Annotated in this window: 19 protein-coding genes; 16 read left to right on the top strand and 3 right to left on the bottom strand. The window is 58.0% G+C overall.

Annotation, left to right across the window (positions count from 1 at the left end; genetic code table 11):
* Positions 1-6 precede the first annotated feature (6 nt).
* The 6 genes from IE102_RS03205 (at position 7) to IE102_RS03180 (ending at position 7,873) form a co-directional block, all read left to right on the top strand.
* Positions 7-1,293: a class I adenylate-forming enzyme family protein gene (locus tag IE102_RS03205; protein WP_189484928.1), complete on the top strand. Its 1,287-nt coding sequence runs from the start codon at positions 7-9 to the stop codon at positions 1,291-1,293.
* A gap of 2 nt (positions 1,294-1,295) precedes the next feature.
* Positions 1,296-2,045: an SDR family NAD(P)-dependent oxidoreductase gene (locus IE102_RS03200; protein ID WP_189484927.1), complete on the top strand. Its 750-nt coding sequence runs from the start codon at positions 1,296-1,298 to the stop codon at positions 2,043-2,045.
* A gap of 130 nt (positions 2,046-2,175) precedes the next feature.
* Positions 2,176-3,180, top strand: a complete 1,005-nt coding sequence (locus tag IE102_RS03195; RefSeq protein WP_189484926.1) for a glycosyltransferase family 2 protein — start codon at positions 2,176-2,178, stop codon at positions 3,178-3,180.
* Positions 3,181-3,183: 3 nt separating this feature from the next.
* Positions 3,184-4,893, top strand: a complete 1,710-nt coding sequence (locus tag IE102_RS03190; RefSeq protein WP_189484925.1) for a hypothetical protein — start codon at positions 3,184-3,186, stop codon at positions 4,891-4,893.
* A 32-nt stretch (positions 4,894-4,925) separates the two neighbouring features.
* Positions 4,926-6,263, top strand: coding sequence for an NAD-dependent epimerase/dehydratase family protein (locus IE102_RS03185; protein WP_189484924.1), 1,338 nt, complete (start codon positions 4,926-4,928; stop codon positions 6,261-6,263).
* The gene (locus IE102_RS03180; protein ID WP_189484923.1) at positions 6,260-7,873 is read left to right on the top strand and encodes a GMC oxidoreductase; all 1,614 of its coding nucleotides are present in this window, start codon (positions 6,260-6,262) and stop codon (positions 7,871-7,873) included. Before IE102_RS03185 ends, IE102_RS03180 begins: the two co-directional genes overlap by 4 nt.
* A 62-nt stretch (positions 7,874-7,935) precedes the next feature.
* Here IE102_RS03180 and IE102_RS03175 read toward each other — a convergent pair whose 3' ends face one another.
* Positions 7,936-9,357, bottom strand: coding sequence for a hypothetical protein (locus tag IE102_RS03175; protein ID WP_189484922.1), 1,422 nt, complete (start codon positions 9,355-9,357; stop codon positions 7,936-7,938).
* Positions 9,358-9,639: 282 nt separating this feature from the next.
* Here IE102_RS03175 and IE102_RS03170 point away from each other — a divergent pair, with 282 nt between their 5' ends.
* Complete coding sequence (locus IE102_RS03170) at positions 9,640-10,128, top strand: GtrA family protein (protein WP_189484921.1); 489 nt, start codon at positions 9,640-9,642, stop codon at positions 10,126-10,128.
* A gap of 104 nt (positions 10,129-10,232) precedes the next feature.
* Here the strand turns inward: IE102_RS03170 and phhA are convergent, their stop codons facing one another.
* Entirely contained in the window at positions 10,233-11,090 is an 858-nt protein-coding gene (gene phhA / locus IE102_RS03165) for a phenylalanine 4-monooxygenase (protein ID WP_189484920.1), read from the bottom strand.
* Positions 11,068-11,412 (bottom strand): 4a-hydroxytetrahydrobiopterin dehydratase, encoded by a 345-nt coding sequence (locus tag IE102_RS03160; RefSeq protein ID WP_189484919.1) that lies wholly within the window; start codon positions 11,410-11,412, stop codon positions 11,068-11,070. Before IE102_RS03160 ends, phhA begins: the two co-directional genes overlap by 23 nt.
* Before the next feature lie 228 nt (positions 11,413-11,640).
* On the opposite strand from IE102_RS03160, the gene hppD reads away from it, so the two are divergent.
* The 9 genes from hppD to IE102_RS03115 all read left to right on the top strand — a co-directional run bounded on the left by hppD (position 11,641) and on the right by IE102_RS03115 (position 20,389).
* Positions 11,641-12,723: a 4-hydroxyphenylpyruvate dioxygenase gene (gene hppD / locus IE102_RS03155; protein WP_189484918.1), complete on the top strand. Its 1,083-nt coding sequence runs from the start codon at positions 11,641-11,643 to the stop codon at positions 12,721-12,723.
* A gap of 22 nt (positions 12,724-12,745) precedes the next feature.
* Positions 12,746-14,032: a homogentisate 1,2-dioxygenase gene (gene hmgA / locus IE102_RS03150; protein ID WP_189484917.1), complete on the top strand. Its 1,287-nt coding sequence runs from the start codon at positions 12,746-12,748 to the stop codon at positions 14,030-14,032.
* Complete coding sequence (gene fahA / locus IE102_RS03145) at positions 14,029-15,315, top strand: fumarylacetoacetase (protein WP_189484916.1); 1,287 nt, start codon at positions 14,029-14,031, stop codon at positions 15,313-15,315. The genes hmgA and fahA overlap by 4 nt, the downstream gene beginning before the upstream one ends.
* 16 nt (positions 15,316-15,331) lie before the next feature.
* The gene (gene maiA, locus IE102_RS03140; RefSeq protein WP_373295589.1) at positions 15,332-15,967 is read left to right on the top strand and encodes a maleylacetoacetate isomerase; all 636 of its coding nucleotides are present in this window, start codon (positions 15,332-15,334) and stop codon (positions 15,965-15,967) included.
* Positions 15,968-15,974: 7 nt separating this feature from the next.
* Entirely contained in the window at positions 15,975-16,331 is a 357-nt protein-coding gene (locus IE102_RS03135) for a Rieske (2Fe-2S) protein (protein WP_189484914.1), read from the top strand.
* A gap of 62 nt (positions 16,332-16,393) precedes the next feature.
* A complete protein-coding gene (locus IE102_RS03130) occupies positions 16,394-16,831 on the top strand; it encodes a RidA family protein (protein WP_229807537.1) in 438 nt (145 codons plus the stop codon).
* Positions 16,832-16,845: 14 nt separating this feature from the next.
* Positions 16,846-17,922 carry a calcium:cation antiporter gene (locus IE102_RS03125; RefSeq protein ID WP_189484912.1) on the top strand — a complete coding sequence of 359 codons (1,077 nt, stop codon included), beginning with the start codon at positions 16,846-16,848 and terminating at the stop codon, positions 17,920-17,922.
* 52 nt (positions 17,923-17,974) lie between these two features.
* Positions 17,975-19,063 carry a DNA polymerase IV gene (dinB, locus tag IE102_RS03120; protein ID WP_189484911.1) on the top strand — a complete coding sequence of 363 codons (1,089 nt, stop codon included), beginning with the start codon at positions 17,975-17,977 and terminating at the stop codon, positions 19,061-19,063.
* Positions 19,064-19,159: 96 nt separating this feature from the next.
* A complete protein-coding gene (locus tag IE102_RS03115; RefSeq protein ID WP_189484910.1) occupies positions 19,160-20,389 on the top strand; it encodes a multidrug effflux MFS transporter in 1,230 nt (409 codons plus the stop codon).
* The last annotated feature ends 45 nt before the right edge of the window (positions 20,390-20,434 follow it).

Below are 20,434 nucleotides of genomic sequence, written 5' to 3'. Positions count from 1 at the left end.
ATGCGGATGGGGCTGGATCTTACACCCGGAGATGACACGCCGCTGGTAGCGCGGGGCGAAGCCCTGTTCACCCGCGGCGATATCCGGGCACGCGCCGACGATCTGTCGGCGGCTATTACCGAACGCGGGGTTTCCCGCGTTCTGGTGCGCAGTGACGATTCCGCCCTGATCTTTGAAGCGATCGATGCCTGCGACCGGGCGGGGGCGGATCTGTTCATCGCCCACACCACGATTGCGCAAGACCGCATTGAGGCCATCTGCGCCGAACATGGTATCGGGCTGGTGCTGAACGGTGAACTCGATTGGCGCTCAACGACCCAGACCCCCGCAGACGGCCGCATCTATATGATGACCTCCGGCACGACGGGCATGCCCAAGGTCGCTGGCCATTCCCTTGAAAGCCTGCTGGCCAAGGCCAAGGCCGGCGTCAAGCGCCGTCCCGATCAGGGCGGGCGCTGGGTGCTGACCTATCAGCCAACAGGCTTTGCCGGTATTCAGGTTTCTCTGACGGCGGCCCTGTGGGGCGGACTGCTGATCACCCCGGCTGAGCGCACCATCGGCGGGTTCTACCACGTCAGTCGTCACTGGAACGGCACCCATATTTCCGGCACGCCGACCTTTTGGCGGTCGTTCCTGATGGTGGCCGATCCCACGCAATTGAGCCTTGCGCAGATCACTCTGGGCGGCGAAGCGGCGGATCAGCCCACGCTTGACCGCATCCGCAAAGCCTTCCCCGACACCCGCGTCACCCACACCTATGCCTCGACCGAAGCAGGCGTGGTCTATGCGGTTCATGACGGGCTTGAGGGCTTTCCCGCCGCATGGTTAGAGTCCGCACCGTCTGGCGTGGCCCTCCGGATCAAGGACGGCTTTCTGCAAATCAAGACCCCCAATATGATGAGCGGCTACCTGTCGGCGGCGTCGCAACCGCTGCAGGATGACGGCTGGCTCGCCACCGCCGATCTGGTTGAACTGGCCGGAGACCGCGTCAAGGTTCTGGGCCGCGATGACAACACCATCAATGTCGGCGGCTCAAAGGTTTACCCACTGCCGGTCGAAGCCCTGATCCTGAAACAGGACGGGGTTATTGAGGCCCGCGTCTATGGCCAGCCCAATCCGGTCACCGGTGCGCTCGTTGCCGCCGATGTCGTGCTCGAAGCCGGTGCCGATGAGAAGACTGCGCGTAAAGCGATCCTGACCGCCTGTCGCGAAGCCCTGCCCGCCTATTCGGTGCCCAGATCACTTAATTTTGTCGATAAGATTGCGGTCTCGGCTGCCAATAAAAAGGGATAGTTATGCGTCACGTTATTGTCACCGGCGGCAGCCGCGGTCTGGGCGCGGTGATGATCGAAGGCCTTCTGGCTGACGGTTATCGCGTCTCGACCTGTAGCCGCAAGAAAACCGACAATATTGCCCGCCTTGAGGCCCATCCCGAATATGGCCCCTACTTTTTCTGGCAGGCGTGCGAAGTCGGTGAAGCCGATCAGGTTGATGCCTTCGTAGAAGCCGCCGTCGCCTGGGCGGGTGACGATGGCCTGTGGGGTCTGGTCAACAATGCCGGTGTGGCTCAGGCCGGGATTCTGGCCTCCTTCCCCAATGTCGAGAGCGAGCGGATCATAAAGATCAACCTGCTCGGCACCATTCAGATGGCGCGCGCCGCCTCCAAGGTCATGCTGGCGCAAAAGCCTTCGGAAAATCAGGGCGGCCGGATCATCAATATTTCCTCGATCATCGGCACGCGCGGCTATAACGGCCTGTCGGCCTATTCGGCCTCAAAAGCGGGCGTTGATGGCTTTAGCCGCGCTCTGGCCCGTGAACTGGGCCGTCGTCAGATCACGGTCAATAGCGTCGCGCCCGGCTATGTGGCGACCGAAATGTCATCGACCCTTAGCCCATCACAGCTCAAGCAGATTGTCGGGCGCACCCCGCTGGGTCGGCTGGCCGATGAGGATGATATCTTAAATGCCGTCCGCTTTTTCCTGAGCGACGGGGCGCGCATGATCACGGGTCAGACTCTGATCATTGACGGCGGCATTAGTACTTAAGTTTAGTTTTCAAGGCTTTATGAGTTTGAGTGGCGTGAGGTTGGATCAGATTTTTGCCTGATCTTCAAAGGTTCATATGGCACAGGTGTTGCACCGCGTCATGGCCGCAACCCAATACGGAGCAAGTGACATGACGCGCAAACCTTTGCTGTCTCTGGTGACCCCCGCCTATAACGAAGCGGAAGGCATTCAGGCATTTCATGCGCGCGCTCAGGCCGTCATGGAAAGCCTCGATGGGCTGGATTACGAAATGATCTATGTCGATGACGGCAGCCGTGACGACAGTTTTAAGATCATGAGCGAATTTGCCGCCACCAATCCGCGTGTCAAGGTCGTTAAATTTTCCCGTAATTTCGGCCACCAGATCGCGATTACGGCCGGCCTTGATCACGCTAGGGGCGACGCCATTGTCTTTATCGATGCCGACCTGCAGGACCCGCCTGAACTGATCCATGAAATGGTCACAAAATGGCGCGACGGCTTTGATGTGGTCTATGCCAAGCGCGCGCGCCGCGAAGGTGAAACCAAGTTCAAGCTATGGACCGCAGCGATGTTTTACCGCCTGCTGCGCTCACTTTCCAATATCGATATCCCGCAGGATGTCGGGGACTTCCGCCTGATCTCCGCCCGTGTAGCCAATGAGCTGCGGGCTATGCGTGAAAAGGACCGCTTCATTCGCGGACTGGTGAGCTGGGTCGGTTTTCCGCAGACCTTCGTGCTCTATGACCGCGATGAGCGCTTTGCCGGAGAAACCAAGTATCCGCTTAAGAAAATGCTGAAATTTGCCTTTGACGGCATTACCTCATTTTCCAATACACCGCTGAAAGTGGCGACCTGGATGGGTTACGGCGCGTCGGCTCTGGCGTTTCTTTATCTGGCGTCCGTATTCGTGCAGTGGGCCTTTGGGATCACGGTCGAAGGCTGGGCCACCATGATGGTCGCCATGCTGTTCTTAGGCGGCGTGCAGTTAATCTGCATCGGGATTCTGGGCGAATATCTTGGCCGCATCTTTAATGAGATCAAACCCCGCCCCGTCTATATCGTGCAGGAAGTCGCCAGTTCCGCCGAGACGACCACCCCCGACCTAGACACCACCGCCCCGATGGCGGCCTTTGCCGAACACGGCCGGAGATAGATTGTGACCTCTGACCTGACCCCCGTGACACCCAAATCCCTGCCCACCGCCCTGATCATCCGTGTACTGGCATTCAATCTGCCGCTGGTGCTTGGGCTATTTAGCCTCAAAGTCCTGCCGGAGGTGTTTCAGCCCTTTGTGGCGGGCCTGATGATGATGATCCTGCCGGGCCTGGCCTGGTCAGATATGCGCGGACGTGATTTTGTCGCCCTTCTGTTTCGGGTCGTTATCATTTCCATTCTGGCCTCAGCCGCGGTGTGGTTATTGCTGATGCCCCTGCCGGGCCCGACCAGCCGCATCGCGTTCGTGGTCGGTCTTGCCGTCATCGTCAATGCGGGCCTGTGGTTTGGCACCAAGCGTCAGTGGTTCGATCTGACCGAGATCGTCAAGCCCTTGCCCGCCGTTCTGCTGGCGGTGGCGGCCCTGTTTTACCTGCAATCGTTCCTGGGGGCGACCAAGTTCGTGCCGCAGCTCGAAGATCAGGACATGGAGCTTCAGGCGACCGCTTACGGCATGATCAATGACGGCACGCCCAACATGGTCACCAATCGCGGCACACGGTTCTATCTGGCCCACCCGCTGATGCTGCATTTCTGGATCGGCGAAGGGGCGCTGTTCGAGGATCAGATCGACGGCTTCAAATATTATTATGACGCCTCCGTCGCTGCCAAAGACCCAGGCTTTGATCGTAAGGCGGCGTGGGATCAGTCGTTCGTGCAGTTCAATACAACACCTCTGCTGCTGGCGACGCGCACACCCAATATTTTCCTCAGCTTCCTGATCATTTTCCCGCTTGGGTTTCTGGTCCACCGCCTGTCGGGATCGCTGATTGCCGCCGCCGGTGCGGGGGTATTTTACGCCACCTTCCCGGAGATATATGTCCGCTCCAGCTACGGCGGCTATATGGCCATCAGTAATTTCTGGCTGGTGTGCAGCGCCTATTTCTATTTGCGGGCTGCGGGCCTGTTCACCCACGGCGCAAGTCTGACCGATCCGGTCGACAGCGATCGCCGCCGCGGGTTCTGGGCGTCGTTCATGTCGTCTATCTCCGACCAGAAAGGCGCGCTTCTACCCATGGCCGTGCCAGTGCATGTAGGTTTGCGTTTCCTGATGGACGGCGGCCTCAAAGACCTGTTTGTCGGGGGCATCAAGGGCGCATGGCAAAAGGTCATGGCGCGCACGGATGTGCTGGCCGGGCTTGGCATCTGTTTCGGCTTTCTGGCCGGGTGGATGGCGTTCATCGCCTATGGCTTTACGGTCGATCCGCACGAGTTTTACGAAGAGCATATCTATGATCACCTGATCGGACGGCTCAAAGCGGCTGAGGATCAGGTGGTCAGTGACTGGGTCTATCCGTCTGCCGGTGAGTTGTGGATGCAGTTCATCACCCACTATGGCTGGCTTACCATGATCGCCTTTGGTCTGGCGCTGATCTACGGCGGGCGTCGCATCCGTCAGGGCGTGGGCTTTCTGGTGCTGTGGTTTGCGATTGGCGCGATTGGCTTTAGTCTGGTTGACTGGCGTCAGACCAAGCATTTTGCCCACTTTGTCCCGGCCCTTGTGATGCTGACCGCCGTTTACTGGGCGTCGCTCAAAGGCCGCTGGCAGCAAGCGTTTAGCGCTTTTATGGTCGTGACCATTCTGTGGAATTTCTATCGTGTGATTTTAACCATGCAAAACTTCACCTATATTTCACCGCTGCCGATCTGGTAGCCTTAGTCTGATTTTGAAAAAGGCGTTTCAAGGTGCGTAAAATTGTGGTCGCGGGTGCGGCGGGTCAGGTTGGCAGCCGGTTGTGCGCCTTACTGGCAAACGCCGGTCATGTGGTGCTTGGCATTGACCGCAATGTCCGCCCGCAGGACGCCCCCAGAGGCGTGGTCTGGATCAGGTCAGACTTGCTTGAACCGCAAAACTATGCCCATGCGCTTAATGGCTATGAAATCGTCATCGACTGTGCAGGCCTTGCCGGTAAGGCGCGCCCCGCCGACTATATGCGTGAAAATGTCGAAGCTACGCGTACCCTCCTTAATGCGGGGTTGAGCGCCGGGGTAACGCGGTTTATCTATATCTCCAGCATTGCCGCCAAGTTCACCGACCGTAAGCACTATGTCTATGCCGACTCACGCAGTGCCGCCGAAGCGGTGGTATCAGCCGCCCCGCTTAACTGGACCATTATTCGCCCGACCATGATCTTTGGCCCGGATTCAGCGGTTCAGGCCAATCTGTCGAAGCTGGCGGGCCTGCCGGTGACGCCCGTGTTCGGGGATGGCCTCAGCAAAGTGCAGCCGGTGACGTCAGACGACGTGGCCAGCCTGTTGTCGGCACTGGCTTTCGCAGACGATGCCAATGGCGCCACGATCGAAGTCGGGGGTGCGGAAACCTTTGATATGCATGGCCTGCTGACCAAACTGCGCGCACTTAATGGTGCCGATAAGCCCGCAAAATTTGTGCATCTGCCGCTGCCGTTCATGCGCGCATCACTGGCGATGGTTGAGGGCCTGTTATTCAAATTCCTGCCGTTCACCAGCGGTCAGTTAGCCGCCTTTGCCAATGATGCGGTAGCCAGCCCGCATCCGCTGATGGCCAAATACCTGCCCGCCCCGCAGGCGCTGGATGCGCGGATCGTCCCGCCCAAAGGCGCCCATGCCACTTCGGACTCGGCACTGGGCAAGGAGTTTTACCTGTTCGCGCGCCACCTGACCCGGACAGGTGGCACGGCCTATCAGGAAGGTAAATATCTCGATTTTCACCGCGGCCACCCGCTTGAGCCGGCCAACGATTTTGAGCGGTTGCTGCTCAAGGTCGCCCGCTCCGGCGCGTTTGGGGTGTGGCTGACCGACAGCTTCACCGGCCTGTTGGGGCGGCAATCGGTCGTGCGCGCCAAGCTGGTTCTGACCATGGCCCTGCTGGAATCGGCCCCGCCCAGTTTTCACGAACTGGATGCGCCTGACCCCAAGGGTATGGCCTGGCCGTTCATGGTTCTGCGTGGGATCGAAGCGGCCTTTGGGGTGCTGCTGGGGGCGCTGATCTTCATTCCGGCCAAGCTGATTTTGGGTCGAAAGGCTAAGGGAGCGCGGTCATGAGCGATAACCTCGTCATCATCGGCGGCGGCGCTTCTGCCGTCCATGCCGCCCAGACCGCCCTTGAACGTGGCCGCACCGTCACCCTGATCGATATCGGCGTCACCGGCCCTGATCCCGCCCTGCCCGGTGCATCGCTCAATGGCCTGAAAACCGAACTCGAAGACCCGGTTGCCTATTTTCTGGGTGAGGACTACTCATCCCTTATTCTGCCCTCAAACGGCAGTGAATATTACGGTTTCCCGCCATCAAAAGAATATGTCCTGCGCGATGTCATCGGTGCCGAGCAAAAGGTTGCCGGTATTGCACCTTTGTCGTCCTATGCCGGGGGCGGTCTGGCTCAGGCCTGGACGGCCGGGTCCTATCCGTTCACGGACGCAGAGCTTGAGGCCTTTCCCATTGGCTGGTCAGATATGGAACCGGCCTATAGCGAGGTTGCGCGCCGCATCGGCGTCAGCGGGGTCACCGATGATGACCTGTCGGTCTTCATGCCGACCCACGACGCCTTGCAAACGCCGATCCCGATGGATGAGCACTCGCAACATCTGCTGGCGACCTATTCGGCCAAACGCGCCAAACTGACCGCCAAGCACAATATGTATTTGGGTCGCGCCCGCATCGCGTCTCTGTCTCAGGATCATGGTGGCCGTCCCGCCTGCTCACAGTGTGGCCGATGCCTGTGGGGTTGTCCGACCCAGTCGATCTATACGCCGTCGGTCACGCTGGAGCATCTGCGCCGTCAGCCGGGGTTTAGCTACCTGCCCGGTGTGCGCGTTGACCGGTTTGAATTTGACGATGGTGGTCGGGTGACGCAGATCGTGGCCCATCGGCTTGAGGATGGTGAAGCCCTTACCCTGCCCGTTGAGACTCTGGTGCTGGCCGCCGGCACGATCGGCAGCGCGCGCATCCTGTTGCAATCGCTGCATCAAACGGGTCAGGACGTGTCGCTATCGGGCCTGATGGACAATCGTCAGGTGCTGATGCCGTTCATCAATCTGGCGCGGGTCGGCTCACCCTTTGATGACAACAGCTATCAGTATAATCAGCTCGCCATCGGCGCGCCGATGGATCACCCCCATGACTATGTGCATGGCCTGATGACGACGCTGACCACCGCCCTGATCCATCCGGTAGCGCAGTCCTTACCCGTCGGGATGCGCACTGCGACTGGGATTTTCCGAAATATTCACGGCGCGCTGGGGCTGGTCAACATCAACTTCGCTGATACCCGCCGCGCAGATAACACCGTGTCGCTGGAGCCGGGTAAAGACGGCAAGCATCGGCTGGTGATTACCTATACGCCGTCGGCGGATGAAGCCGACCGCATCAAGCGGGTGGTGCCAAAGTTCCGCAACTTCCTGATGGATATGGGCTGCTTTGCGCCACCGCCGATGACGCGTCTGCGCCCAATGGGGGCCAGCGTGCACTATGCCGGTGTGATGCCGATGCTGAGTGACGGAGATGATTTCACCACTGATCGCGCCGGGCGGTTGCGGCCGTTTGAGAACCTGATCGTGGCGGACGGTTCGACCTTTACGTCCCTGCCCGCCAAGAACCTGACCTTTACCCTGATGGCCAACGCCACACGCATCATGCATGAAGCGCTGGCCTAAGCGCACCCCAAAAAGTGTGATGCGGTTTTTTGGATAAAGATGCGCGTTAACAAATAAATTCCCTAATACGGCGGGTCGATCTTTGGGGGGTTACCCGCCACCGTCTGCTTGGCGATATCGACCGCTGCGGTGAACTGACCGACATTGTTGATGCCGCCGCACACCATGACCACCGCCGCCAGAACCAGCGCCTTAAGCCGGTGCGGGCTGAACCAAGAAAATGCCGCCAGCATGATCAGCGGCGGCAAGACATAGGGCGCATAGAGAAACGTCAGTTCACCGTACAGCACATGCAGTACACCTTCGGCCACAATCATCAGGGCCACCGCAATCGCTACCGGACGCAGGCGCTGATGGACAATCGCCCCCCAGATGCCGAGCCCCAGAAGGACGACCCACGCCACGGTCGCGGCTATACCCGGCACGGTTTGGCTAAAGCCCGAATGTTGATTATTGATGATGTAATATTCTTTGTTGACCCACTGCGAGACCTCCATGACCTGCAGATAGGGAGCCGGCGAAATCTGGGTGGTGATATAGAGCGACTGAAGGTTTTCCCACGGCGTCCAGCCCGGCCGGCCAGCCGCACCTGCGACCGGCTGCACGAAATAGGCTTCGGTTTTAACAATGCGCGGATCAAAGAACAGCCCGGCCTCGTTAAAGGTGAAAAACTGCACCACCGCCAGCACAAAAATAATCCCTAGCGCTATGGCTGAGATACGGATCACGGGCGATTTCATCCAATAGCCAACAAAAGCCTTTAGGGAAAACTTGCCTTGCGGGGCCGCTTCGCCGTCAGGCCGCATCGGCCAGCGTGCCAGGGTCGCGATCAACCCGAACATCCAGCTCGTGATCGTGATGCTGAGCGTACCCGCACTCATCAGTATCCACCAGATATGCGATTTTGTGCGGCCATAGGCCAGCAGGACCAGCGCCAGAATGATGGTTATCTGCGACGGCAGGCTCTGCTCAATGACGCTGTTCCAGTGCAGGAACGTGCCGCTGGAGGCCATGACGCCGACAAACAAAGCCGATACCGCCTTGGGCATAGCCAGCAACCGCAAGGCGGCATACATCAACCCAAGGCTTAGGGCCGAAAACAGCAGGATAATGTTTCTGGCCGCCTCATAGGGCGCCATGCCCAGCTTGGTGAGAATAATGCCAAAGGGCGAAATCAGGATCGAGGCCGCCGGGTGGACCGTGGTGCGGTAATGATCGCTGTCGGCATCGGTCATGTTCTGAGTGACCCGGTAGATATCGCCCTGAAACCACAGATCAAGTCCACGGGTGTCTTCGAGGGTCATCCCAAGCTGATTGAAGCCCCACAGCGACGTCATCAGCCCCAAGGCCCCTAATGCGGCGGCGATGACTCCGTCCAGCCGGTCAAGTTTAACGCGCTCACCCGTATCGTGTCGGGCAAGCGTACCCTGTAGCTCAAGCGCCTGTTGCGGCAGCCGTAAAATATCCTTGGTCGCAATGGTCATCGGAAGGCTTTCATTTTTATAGTTTTTTGAAAATGAAACGCAAAAACTAACGGGCGCATATCGCGCTGCAGCCAAAAATTAATAAAGCATAAACCACGTTATATGAACAAGATTCTCCAATATCAAACGCTTTGCGATAACGGTGATGTGTGACGGTCCTGCCACTGAATATTCATAGCTTAGCCCCCACGGTGTAAGCCGTTGACTTTCACGGTATTGACAGGCTCAGTGCCGCTTACGCCCTTTTTGCCATTGCCAACCCGAATTGACTAAGGTGACCTCTTGATCCCTGGCCTTAAGTTCACACCCGATCCGGTGACACAGCCTTTACTGCACCGCATCATGACTATACTGGCTCTGCCCATGGTCGGTCAGTTCGCGCGCTTTCTGTTGGTCGGGGCCACAGCGACCGTAACCCATTCGCTGATCCTGTTTCTGCTGGTGGAATATGCGCACCTGAAACCGCAAATCGGTAATGCCATCGGCTTCTGCGGCGGGGTGACGGTCAGCTATATCTTAAACAGCCGCTTCACGTTTCGCGCCAAGGCCGGAGCCCCTGCCGGTAATGCGGCCAATTTCCGCTTTGTGCGTTTTTTAGGTGTAACCGGGATCGGCTTTTGTCTGAATGGCCTTCTGTTTGGCCTGTTCCACAATATGGGTCTGCATTATCTGGCGGCGCAGTTGATGGCGACCGCTATTGTCGTATTCTGGAATTTTTTCGGGTCGCGCCTGCTGGTCTTTTTCCACCACCCGCATAAGACCGACGCCTGAGACCTAGAGCAAATTTTGATCATATTGGATCGAAAATTTGCTCTAATTTTTTAGTGGTCGCTCTTTCTGATCCATCAAGTGATTCCACTTGATGGGAAAACGCTCTAAAACGTGGGCACACTTAAGTGCAGAACGTCATCACCAGCAATGACATCGCCCGGTGCCAACGCCGCCTGAGCCTTGATCCGAGCATACAGCGGGGCGAAATCTTCCTGTGTGAAGTGTAACAGCCGCTCCAGATCCGGCAGGACGAAATAGGTTTCCTGAAAATCATCGATGCGGTAGCGCGTGCGCATGACCCGCTCCAGATCAAACATAATCCGGTTCGGCACCGGGCTTTCCAGCGCATAGGGCGTTTCGCTATGGGAGGACAAAATCCCGGCCCCGAAAATGCGCACTTCACCCCCTTCCCGCACCAGACCAAATTCAACCGTGTACCAGTAAAGCCGCGCCAGAGGTTCCAGCGCCCCCAAGCCTTGCGCCCGCAACCCACCCTGACCGTAAGCCTGAATGAAATCGGCCATGACCGGATGCATCAGCATCGGCACATGCCCAAAAACATCATGAAAAACGTCGGGTTCCTGCAAATAATCCAGTTGATCGGCTGTGCGGATAAACTGTCCGGCCGGGAAGCGGCGGTTGGCCAGATGCTCGAAAAACACCTCATCGGGCACCAGCCCCGGCACCGCGACAATCTGCCAGCCAGTGGCGGCATGAAGAATATCGTTCAGCCGTTCAAAGCGCGGGATTTCATTGGCTATGTTCAGGCGATCAAGGCCAGCCATAAAATCGGCGCAGGCCCGGTCTTTTATCTGTTTGATCTGGCGCTGATAAAGGGTCTGCCAGACCTTGTGTTCCGCGGGCGTATAGGCGTCCCAATCCTGCGGGATCGTCCAGTCGAGCCGGTCAGGGACATAGCCCCCGGCCTTGCCGTGCAGTTCAACTGTTGGCAATGGGCGCATGGATGGTGTCACCCTGATGTTCCGCCGCCGCATCATTAATAAAGCGCGCCAGCTTAAGGTCTTTTTCGGTCAGGCCCTTGGCATCGTGGGTCGTCAGGCGGATGGCGACGCGGTTATAGACATTGCTCCATTCCGGGTGGTGATCGACCGCTTCGGCATAGTGGGCGACCTCGGTCATAAAGGCCCAGGCGGCGCGAAAATCCTTAAATTGCAAGTGGCGCTCAAGGGCGGTATCGCCCGCCGCCAGATCCCAATCGGGCAGGGATTTTTTTAAGCCCTTAAGGTCATCAGCCGACAGGCGGGTAACTAAAGCCGTATTCATATGGGCCTCCGGTAGTTACATTTGATCTTAATTTAGCACGTTTTTGGCATGATCGTCAAAAATCATAACCCATTCGGCATAAAAGCATAATTATTTTTATTTTCCCGACTTCAAGGTCAAAGTTTTCACAATAACGTCAAATCCGGACGCTGATTAGGCCTGTTATTTCGGAAAGTATCATGTGATACTGGTTTCAATAACGACTATCAGCTTGCGGAGAGATCTTCCATGGCCCCCGACACTACCAATGATCCTACCAACCCCATCGGCCTGAACGGTTTTGAATTTGTGGAATTCACCAGCCCCGATCCGCACGCCATGATCGCCCATTTTGAGCGGCTGGGTTTCACCGCCAATGCCCGTCACCCGTCGAAAAATATCGTGCGCTATAAGCAGGGCCGTATCAATCTGCTGCTCAATCTGGAGGCCACGGGGCAGGCGGCGGATTTCCGCGCTGCCCACGGCCCATCGGCGTCGGGCATGGCCTTTCGCGTCGCTGATCCGAAAGCGGCCTTTGAACTGGCATTGTCGCGTGGTGCCAAGACCGCCGATGCCGCAACCGGCGCGCTGGGCGAAAACGCCTATGTTCTGCAAGGGATTGGCGGCTCCTATCTTTATCTAACGCCGGACTATGCCGCCGGACACTCACTGTATGGCGACTGGATCGCCATAGACGGGGCCGAGGCGGCTGAGCGCGAAAACAGTGTCGGCCTCGACCTTCTGGATCATCTGACGCACAATGTTAAGCGTGGCCAGATGCGGACCTGGGCCGCCTTTTACAATCAGATTTTCGGCTTTGAGGAGCAGAAGTATTTCGACATCAAGGGGCAGGCGACCGGCCTGTTTTCTCAGGCCATGATCGCACCGGATAAGGCTATTCGCATCCCGCTCAACGAATCCCAGGATGACAAGAGCCAGATCGAAGAGTTCATCCGCGAGTATAACGGCGAAGGCATCCAGCACCTGGCGCTGACCACCGCCAATATCTATGATACGGTTGAGAAACTGCGGGCGCGCGGCGTGAAGCTTCAGGATACGATCCTGACCTATTATGAACTGGTCGATAAGCGCGTGCCCGGTCACGGCGAAGACCTTGAACGCCTTAAGAAAAACCGCATCCTGATTGATGGTAATGTTGAGGATGAGGGCATATTGCTGCAAATCTTCACCGAAAACCTGTTTGGCCCGATCTTCTTCGAGATCATCCAGCGCAAGGGTAACGAAGGCTTTGGCAACGGTAATTTTCAGGCCCTGTTTGAATCGATCGAGCTGGATCAGATTCGCCGCGGCGTGATTGAGGTGGATGCGTAAAGCGCGAAACTAGGAGATTGCCATGTCGGACTATATCAGCGGTTTCGGCAATCATGTCGCCACAGAGGCCGTGACCGGTGCCTTACCTGTGGGTCAGAATTCACCGCAACACGTCCCGTTTGGGCTCTATGCCGAGCAGTTTTCGGGCTCGGCCTTTACAGCCCCGCGTCATGACAACCGCCGGACATGGTTCTACCGTCTGCGGCCATCAGCGGATCATCCGGCCTTTGATCCGTACACGGTGTCAAACTGGTTGAGCGCGCCGATGAGTGGCCCTGCCCCGTCGCCGGATCGCCTGCGCTGGTCACCTTTGCCCTATCCGGATGAGGCAGTGGATTTTGTTGATAGCCTGATCACCTATGCCGCTACCGGCGATGTCGCCACACAAACGGGCGTGGCCTTGCACCTCTATGCCGCCACGGCCAGCATGACCGAACGGGCGCTTGTCAATGCCGATGCCGAAATGGTCATAGTGCCGCAGGCAGGGCCGCTGAAGCTCATCACCGAATGTGGGGTGATCGACATCGCGCCGTTGCAGATCGCGGTCATTCCGCGCGGCCTGAAATTTCGCGTCGAGTTGCCGGACGGACGTGCGCGCGGCTATGTGTGCGAAAACTACGGTCAGCCGTTTCGTCTGCCGGATCTGGGGCCAATCGGGGCTAATGGTCTGGCTAATCCGCGTGATTTTGAAGCGCCCGTAGCGGCTTTTGAGGATATCGACGACGCCTGCGACCTCATCCAGAAGTTTCAGGGTGGATTTTGGGTGACGCGCATGGATCATTCGCCGTTCGATGTCGTCGCCTGGCATGGCAATAATGCGCCGTACCGTTATGATCTGCGCCGGTTCAATGCGATAGGCACCGTCAGTTTCGACCATCCCGATCCGTCGATTTTCACCGTCCTGACCTCGCCGTCCGAACATCCCGGCACGGCCAATTGTGATTTTGTGATCTTCCCGCCGCGCTGGATGGTGGCCGAACACACTTTCCGCCCGCCATGGTTCCACCGCAATATCATGAGCGAATTTATGGGCCTGATCGAAGGCCATTATGACGCGAAAGCCCAAGGCTTCGCCCCCGGCGGGGTCAGCCTTCACAACGGCATGAACGCCCACGGGCCTGATAAGGCGAGCTACGATGCCGCCATTGCGGCCGATCTGACCCCGCAAAAATATGACGGGACGATGGCCTTCATGTTCGAGACCCGATATGTGCTCAAGCCTGCGGTTCAGGTGTTGAACGCCCCCCATCTCCAGCCCGACTATGACCACGGCTGGGCCCGGTTCGAGAAAGCGAAACTGCCGAAATGATTGATCAGACCCACGACCCCAAGCGCCAAAGCTGGGTGGACAGCGCAAACGGCCACAGCGATTTCCCGATCCAGAACCTGCCGCTGGGGGTATTTAGTGTCGGCGGTGAAGCCCGGCGCATCGGTACGGCCATTGGCGATTATATCGTTGATCTAAAAGCCCTTTCCGGTCTGTTGCCTGCCGAGGTCGCGCCCGCCCTGTCGCAACCTGTGCTGAATGATCTGTTTGCGCTGCCCGTCGCAGATCGCCGTGCTTTGCGTCAACGCCTGTCCGACCTGCTGAGCGATGCGCGCCATCGCGCTGAGGTCGAGCCGCACCTTTATCCGGCTGCCGATTGCCGGATGCACCTGCCCGCCCGCATCGGCGACTACACCGATTTTTATGTCGGCATCCACCATGCCATGGCGGTGGGTAAGCTGTTCCGGCCCGATAATCCCCTGCTGCCCAACTATAAGCATGTGCCGATCGGCTATCATGGCCGCGCCTCCTCTATTCGTGAAAGTGGTGTGCCGGTCGTGCGCCCGAACGGCCAGACCAAGGCCCCTGACGCCGATGCCCCTTCATTTGGCCCGTCGCAGCGGCTGGATTATGAGCTGGAACTGGGCGTATTTATCGCCGGCGGCAATGCTCTGGGCCAGCCGATAGATATCAAGAACGCCCCCGATCATATCGCCGGTCTATGCCTGCTCAATGACTGGTCGGCGCGCGATCTTCAAGCCTGGGAATATCAACCGCTGGGGCCGTTTCTGGCCAAGAATTTCCACTCCACCATCTCACCGTGGGTCATCACCGCCGAAGCGCTGGCGCCATTTCGCAACGCGCAACCGTCCCGCCCCGACGGCGATCCTGAGCCCCTGCCCTATCTGAACGATGCTGATGATCAGGCATCCGGCGCGGTCACCATCGCGCTTGAGGTGCAAATCCTGACTGAGGCCATGCGCGCCCAAAACCTGCCGCCGCAAACCCTCAGCCGGTCATCGACCCTCGCTGCCATGTACTGGACCATCGCCCAGCTTATCACTCACCATAGTGTGGGCGGCTGCAACCTGATGGCCGGTGATCTGCTGGGTACCGGCACCCTGTCGGGGCCGGAGAAAGCCCAGGCGGGCAGCCTGCTGGAACTGAGCGATGGCGGCAAATCACCGGTGACGCTTGCTAACGGCGAAACGCGGCGCTTTCTTGCCGACGGCGATGAGGTTATCCTGACCGCCCGCGCCGAGGCCGAAGGATTTGTCTCTATCGGGTTCGGACAATGCCGCGCGCACATTCTTCCCGCGATTTGAGGCCCTTATGACCACTCTGACCCTGCATGGCTATTGGCGTTCCGGTGCCGCGTACCGCGTGCGTATAGCCCTTAATCTCAAAGGGTTAGAGTACGATCAGGTGTCCCATGACCTGCGTGCAGGCGAACAATCGGCCGCCGATTACACCGCCATCGCCCCGCAAGGTTTAGTGCCCGCCCTGCAATATGGCGACCTGACCCTGACCCAAAGCACGGCTATCTTAGAGTGGCTGGAGGAGACTTATCCGCACCCGCCGCTATTGCCCGCAAGCGCCGATGAACGGGCGATTGTGCGCGCCATGTCAGCCCTAATCGGCTGCGATATCCACCCGCTTAATAATCTGCGCGTATTGAAGAGACTTAAAAAAATAGGCCATGATCAGTCTCAGATCGACGACTGGGCGCGCCACTGGATCACGACAGGCTTTGACGCGTTGGAAAAAATGGTGGCACGGCATGGACGCGGCTTTTGTTTTGGCCCCACCCCTACCTTTGCCGATTGCTACCTGATCCCGCAGCTCTATTCCGCCCGCCGGTTCGGAGCTGATCTGGCGCCCTATCCGCGCCTTCTGGCCGTCGAGGCGCGGGCTTCTGAGTTTGAAGCCTTCAAACTGGCTCACCCGTCCGTGCAGCCGGACGCCGACCCCGAATGACGGTCACATGACGGAGCGCCTAACCGAGACCCGCGCCGGGATCGCGCTCGGCCCCCTGACGCAAATCCCTGACGGCACTGCACGCAACTATGTGCTGAAAATCGGGGACGCCTATTTCCACGGCTTTATTGTGCGTCAGGGCAAGGATGTGTTCGGCTATGTCGATGCCTGCCCCCATGCCGGACTGCCACTGGCGCAGGAACTAGATCAGTATCTGACCTCGACCGGCGACTTGATCATGTGCTCATGGCATGCTGCCCTGTTCAAAATTAATGACGGTGCCTGCGTTGGCGGCCCGTGCGCCGGGGCAAAACTTAAGCCCTGGAACGTGATTGTGCAGGGGGGAGCGCTATATACGGCTTGACAACCCCCCCCAAGATTTGCCCTTAAAGGACGCATATGCAACCTGTTTCGGGAGATCCAATCGTGTCCTTAAAGCCCGGCGCCCACCAACCCGGCACGCGCCTGACGCCCGCCGACGACGTTCAGTTCTTTCTGCACCCACATCCGCGCTCGCCGTTCTCTGAGGCTGTGCAGGTAAATAACGTACTCTATATCTCCGCCATGATCGGCCTTGATGCTGACGGTAAGGTCGTTGAAGGCCTGGAGGCCCAGACACGCCAGACCCTGTCGAACCTGGCTGAGATCCTCGGCAAATATGGCCTGGGACTTGAGCATGTCTTTAAGGTCACTGTGATGATGACCGATATGTCCAAGTGGAGCGAGTTCAACAAGATCTATCGCACCTACTTCCATCCGTCGCGCCTGCCGGTGCGCACAGCCTTTGGCGTCGCCGGTCTGGCGTTTGACGCGCTGGTCGAACTTGAAGTTCAGGCCTATATTCCCGCCTCCCCCGAAGAATAGACACTTATAACCCCATGACCGCCCTGATCAAAAAAGAACTGTTTTTGATTGTGGGCGTGGTCATGGCTGTCGTGGCATCCGCCGCCGAGCATAGTGTTTTACAGGCCGGACAGACCACATCCCTGATTACCGCGCTGATCCTGATCGGTGCGATCATTCTGGCATCCCTGCGGGTCGCCCACCATGCCGAAGTGCTGGCCGAAAAGGTCGGTGAACCCTACGGCACCATGATCCTGACCCTGTCAGCGGTGTTGGTTGAGGTGGTTATTCTGGCCATCATGCTTCAGGACAATCATTCCCCCACGCTGGCGCGCGATACCATCTATTCGGCGGTGATGCTTGATATCAACGGCATCTTAGGGCTGGCCGCCATTCTGGGCGGCTTCAAGCACGGTGAGCAGCCCTATAATGTCGATTCCGGCAACACCTATATCGTCATGATCCTGACGGCTATGGGTGTGTCGATGATCGTGCCGGAGTTCATTCCCCACGCCAATTGGCATGTCTATTCAATCTTTTCCATTGGTTCGATGGCGCTGCTTTACATGCTGTTTTTGCGGCTTCAGACCCATCAGCACAGCTACTTTTTTTCCTACGCCTACGAAGACAACCCCAACCATCATAAGCCCGAAACCGGTCACATAAAGCAATCGGCGATTACCCTTGTCGCCGGTCTGGTGCTGATCGGATTTCTGGCCGAGGTCATGTCAACCTTCCTCAATACCGGCCTCAAAGGTTCCGGCCTTCCGCCGATCGTACCGGCCCTTGCTGTAGCGGTAATTTCTGCCAGTCCTGAGATCCTGACGGCACTGCGGGCTGCGCTGAATAACCGGATGCAATCCGTCGTTAATATTGCCCTGGGCGCCTCACTATCGACGGTCATCCTGACCGTGCCGGTGATTGAAACTCTGGCGCTCATTCAGGGGGCACCGTTTCAAATGGCGCTGACCCCGCCGCAGACGGTAATGACTGTGCTGACCCTATTAGTGGCCGGGATCAATCTGCGCGACGGCGAAACCAATGCCATCGAAGGTGCCACCCATATCGTGCTGTTTGCCGCCTTTATCATGCTGGCGGCTTTGGGGTTGTAAGCTGTAAAATATCTGCTATGTTCTATTTTTGTTCTCGTCAAGGAACAGGAAGATGGACGACGCCTTAAGAAAAATCATTCACGTCGATATGGACGCTTTTTATGCGTCGGTCGAACAACGCGATAACCCCGACCTGCGCGGTAAGCCGGTAGCCGTGGGTGGGGTGCGCGAACGTGGGGTGGTGGCCGCGGCGTCCTATGAAGCCCGCAAATGGGGCGTGCGTTCGGCCATGCCATCAGTCACCGCACGCCGCAAATGCCCGGAACTGATTTTCGTGCCACCGCGTTTTGAAGTTTACCGCGCCGTTTCCAACCAGATCCGTGAGATTTTCGCCGCCTATACGCCGCTGATCGAGCCTCTGTCGCTGGATGAAGCCTATCTGGATGTCACCGAAAATCTGAAAGCCATGCCCACGGCCACGGAAATTGCCCAAAATATCCGTGCGGAAATTCTGGCCACTACGGGCCTTACTGCCTCAGCGGGCATATCCTACAACAAATTTCTGGCCAAGATGGCGTCTGACCAGAATAAGCCCAATGGCCAGTTTGTGATTACGCCAAAGACCGGCCCGGCCTTCGTCGAAGCGCTCAAAGTCGGCAAATTCTACGGTATAGGGCCTGCGACCGAGGCCAAAATGAACCGGCTCGGCATCTATACCGGCCTTGATCTAAAAGCGCAGACCCTGCCTTTTTTACAGCATCATTTCGGCGTGTCCGGCCCGTACTATTATGGTCTGGCGCGCGCCATCGACCACCGCCTGGTCAAACCTGACCGGGTGCGTAAATCGATCGGGGCCGAGAACACCTTTTTTGAGGATATCCATAGCTTTGAGGGTGCGCAGGCGCGCCTGAACCCCATTATCGATAAGGTCTGGCGCTACGTTGAAAACCATGACACCCGCGCGCGTACCGTCACGCTTAAGGTCAAGTTTTCAGATTTTCAGCAGATCACCCGCTCACGCACCGGCACAACCCTGATTGATAGCCGCGCCGATATTGCCGCGATCTGTCATGACCTGCTCACCGGCGTGTTTCCCATCATGAAAGGTATCCGCCTTTTGGGAGTGACTCTGTCGTCCCTTGATGATGACAGCCACAACGATGACGCCCCCGCACCAGCGCAAATGTCGTTAGCGCTTTAGAGGGGGCGTTTTGCCAAAAACCGCTGACACTTTTTTGGCATATCGCTTCGGGCCATAAACTGTTAAAGACCGCACACCTTTTTGTTTGTGTGCGTAATGACCTCATCCCCCCCAACACCGAAGCCCGAACCGTCTTTTGCGGAATTTGTCGCCATGATGGCGGCGTGCATGGCGCTGATGGCGCTGGGGGTTGACACCATGCTGCCCGCCCTGCCGCAGATGGGTATTGATCTTAAGGCCGACAGTCAGAACCACCTGCAATGGATTATTGTCGCCTATTTTTCCGGCGCCGGTGTCGGGCAGCTTTTTTTCGGCACCCTGTCCGACTGGCTGGGCCGCAGGCGGGTGCTGATCGCGGGCGTTCTGGCCTATGTGGTCATGTCCTTTGCCGCCGCCGCAGCCACAGCCTTACCCGCCATGATCGCCCTGCGGTTTCTGCAAGGGGTCGCCGCATCGTCCGCCAACGTCATTCCGCGCTCGATCGTCCGTGACCGCTATGTCGGCTCGACCATGGCCAAGGTCACGTCGATGATCTATGTCGTGTTTTTGATGGTGCCGGTCATGGCCCCCAGTCTGGGACAATTGATACTGTTCGTTCTGCCCTGGCGTGCCATTTTCCTGCTGTTTGCCGCAGCGGGCATCGTCGTTGCCCTGTGGATGTGGCGCAGGCTGCCTGAAACCCTGATGCCAGAGCACCGCAGCGCCCCCAACCCGCGCCATCTGGCGCATGTATTTTTGTTTGTCATCAAAGAGCGCACCTCTTTTTACTATATTCTGGCGATTACTTTGATGACCGCGTCGGTCGTCACCTATCTGTCGCTGATGCCGCAGATATTTGACGAAAGCTTTAAAACCCCAACCCTGCTGGGGCCGGTGTTTGCCGGTTGCGCTGTCGGCATGGCTTTAGGGTCAACGCTGAATGCCCGTATCGTTGAGCGCTTCGGCTCACGCCGCATTTCCCACATAGCCCTCAGCGCCTTCACCCTTACCGCCATAGTCCACTGGCTGTGGGCGATGATGGGCCAGGAAAGCCTGATCAGTTTTATCGTCTTCCAGACCCTGACCATGGCCTGCATGAGCCTGTCGACCTCGAATTTCGCGGCCATTGCCATGGAAAAAGTAGGGCACGTTGCGGGCACTGCAGCCTCTCTGCAAGGGGTCACATCGATGGTCGGCGGCGCCCTGATCGGCAGCTTTATCGGTCAGCACTGGACCGGTGATATCGCGCTGTTGCCGCTGGGGGCCGCCCTGTGCGGGGCGCTGGCGTTTGGCTTCGTGTGCCTTGCCGAAAAGGGCTGCTTGTACGGCCGCGCGACCGCCAGCTAAACTAAAGTGTGTCACACGGGATGGGGGCAATTCATCAAATCGTCA

The sequence above is a fragment of the Asticcacaulis endophyticus genome (genome assembly GCF_014652575.1).
Taxonomy (GTDB): Bacteria; Pseudomonadota; Alphaproteobacteria; order Caulobacterales; family Caulobacteraceae; genus Asticcacaulis; species Asticcacaulis endophyticus.
This window is presented reverse-complemented; position numbering and strand designations above follow the sequence as displayed.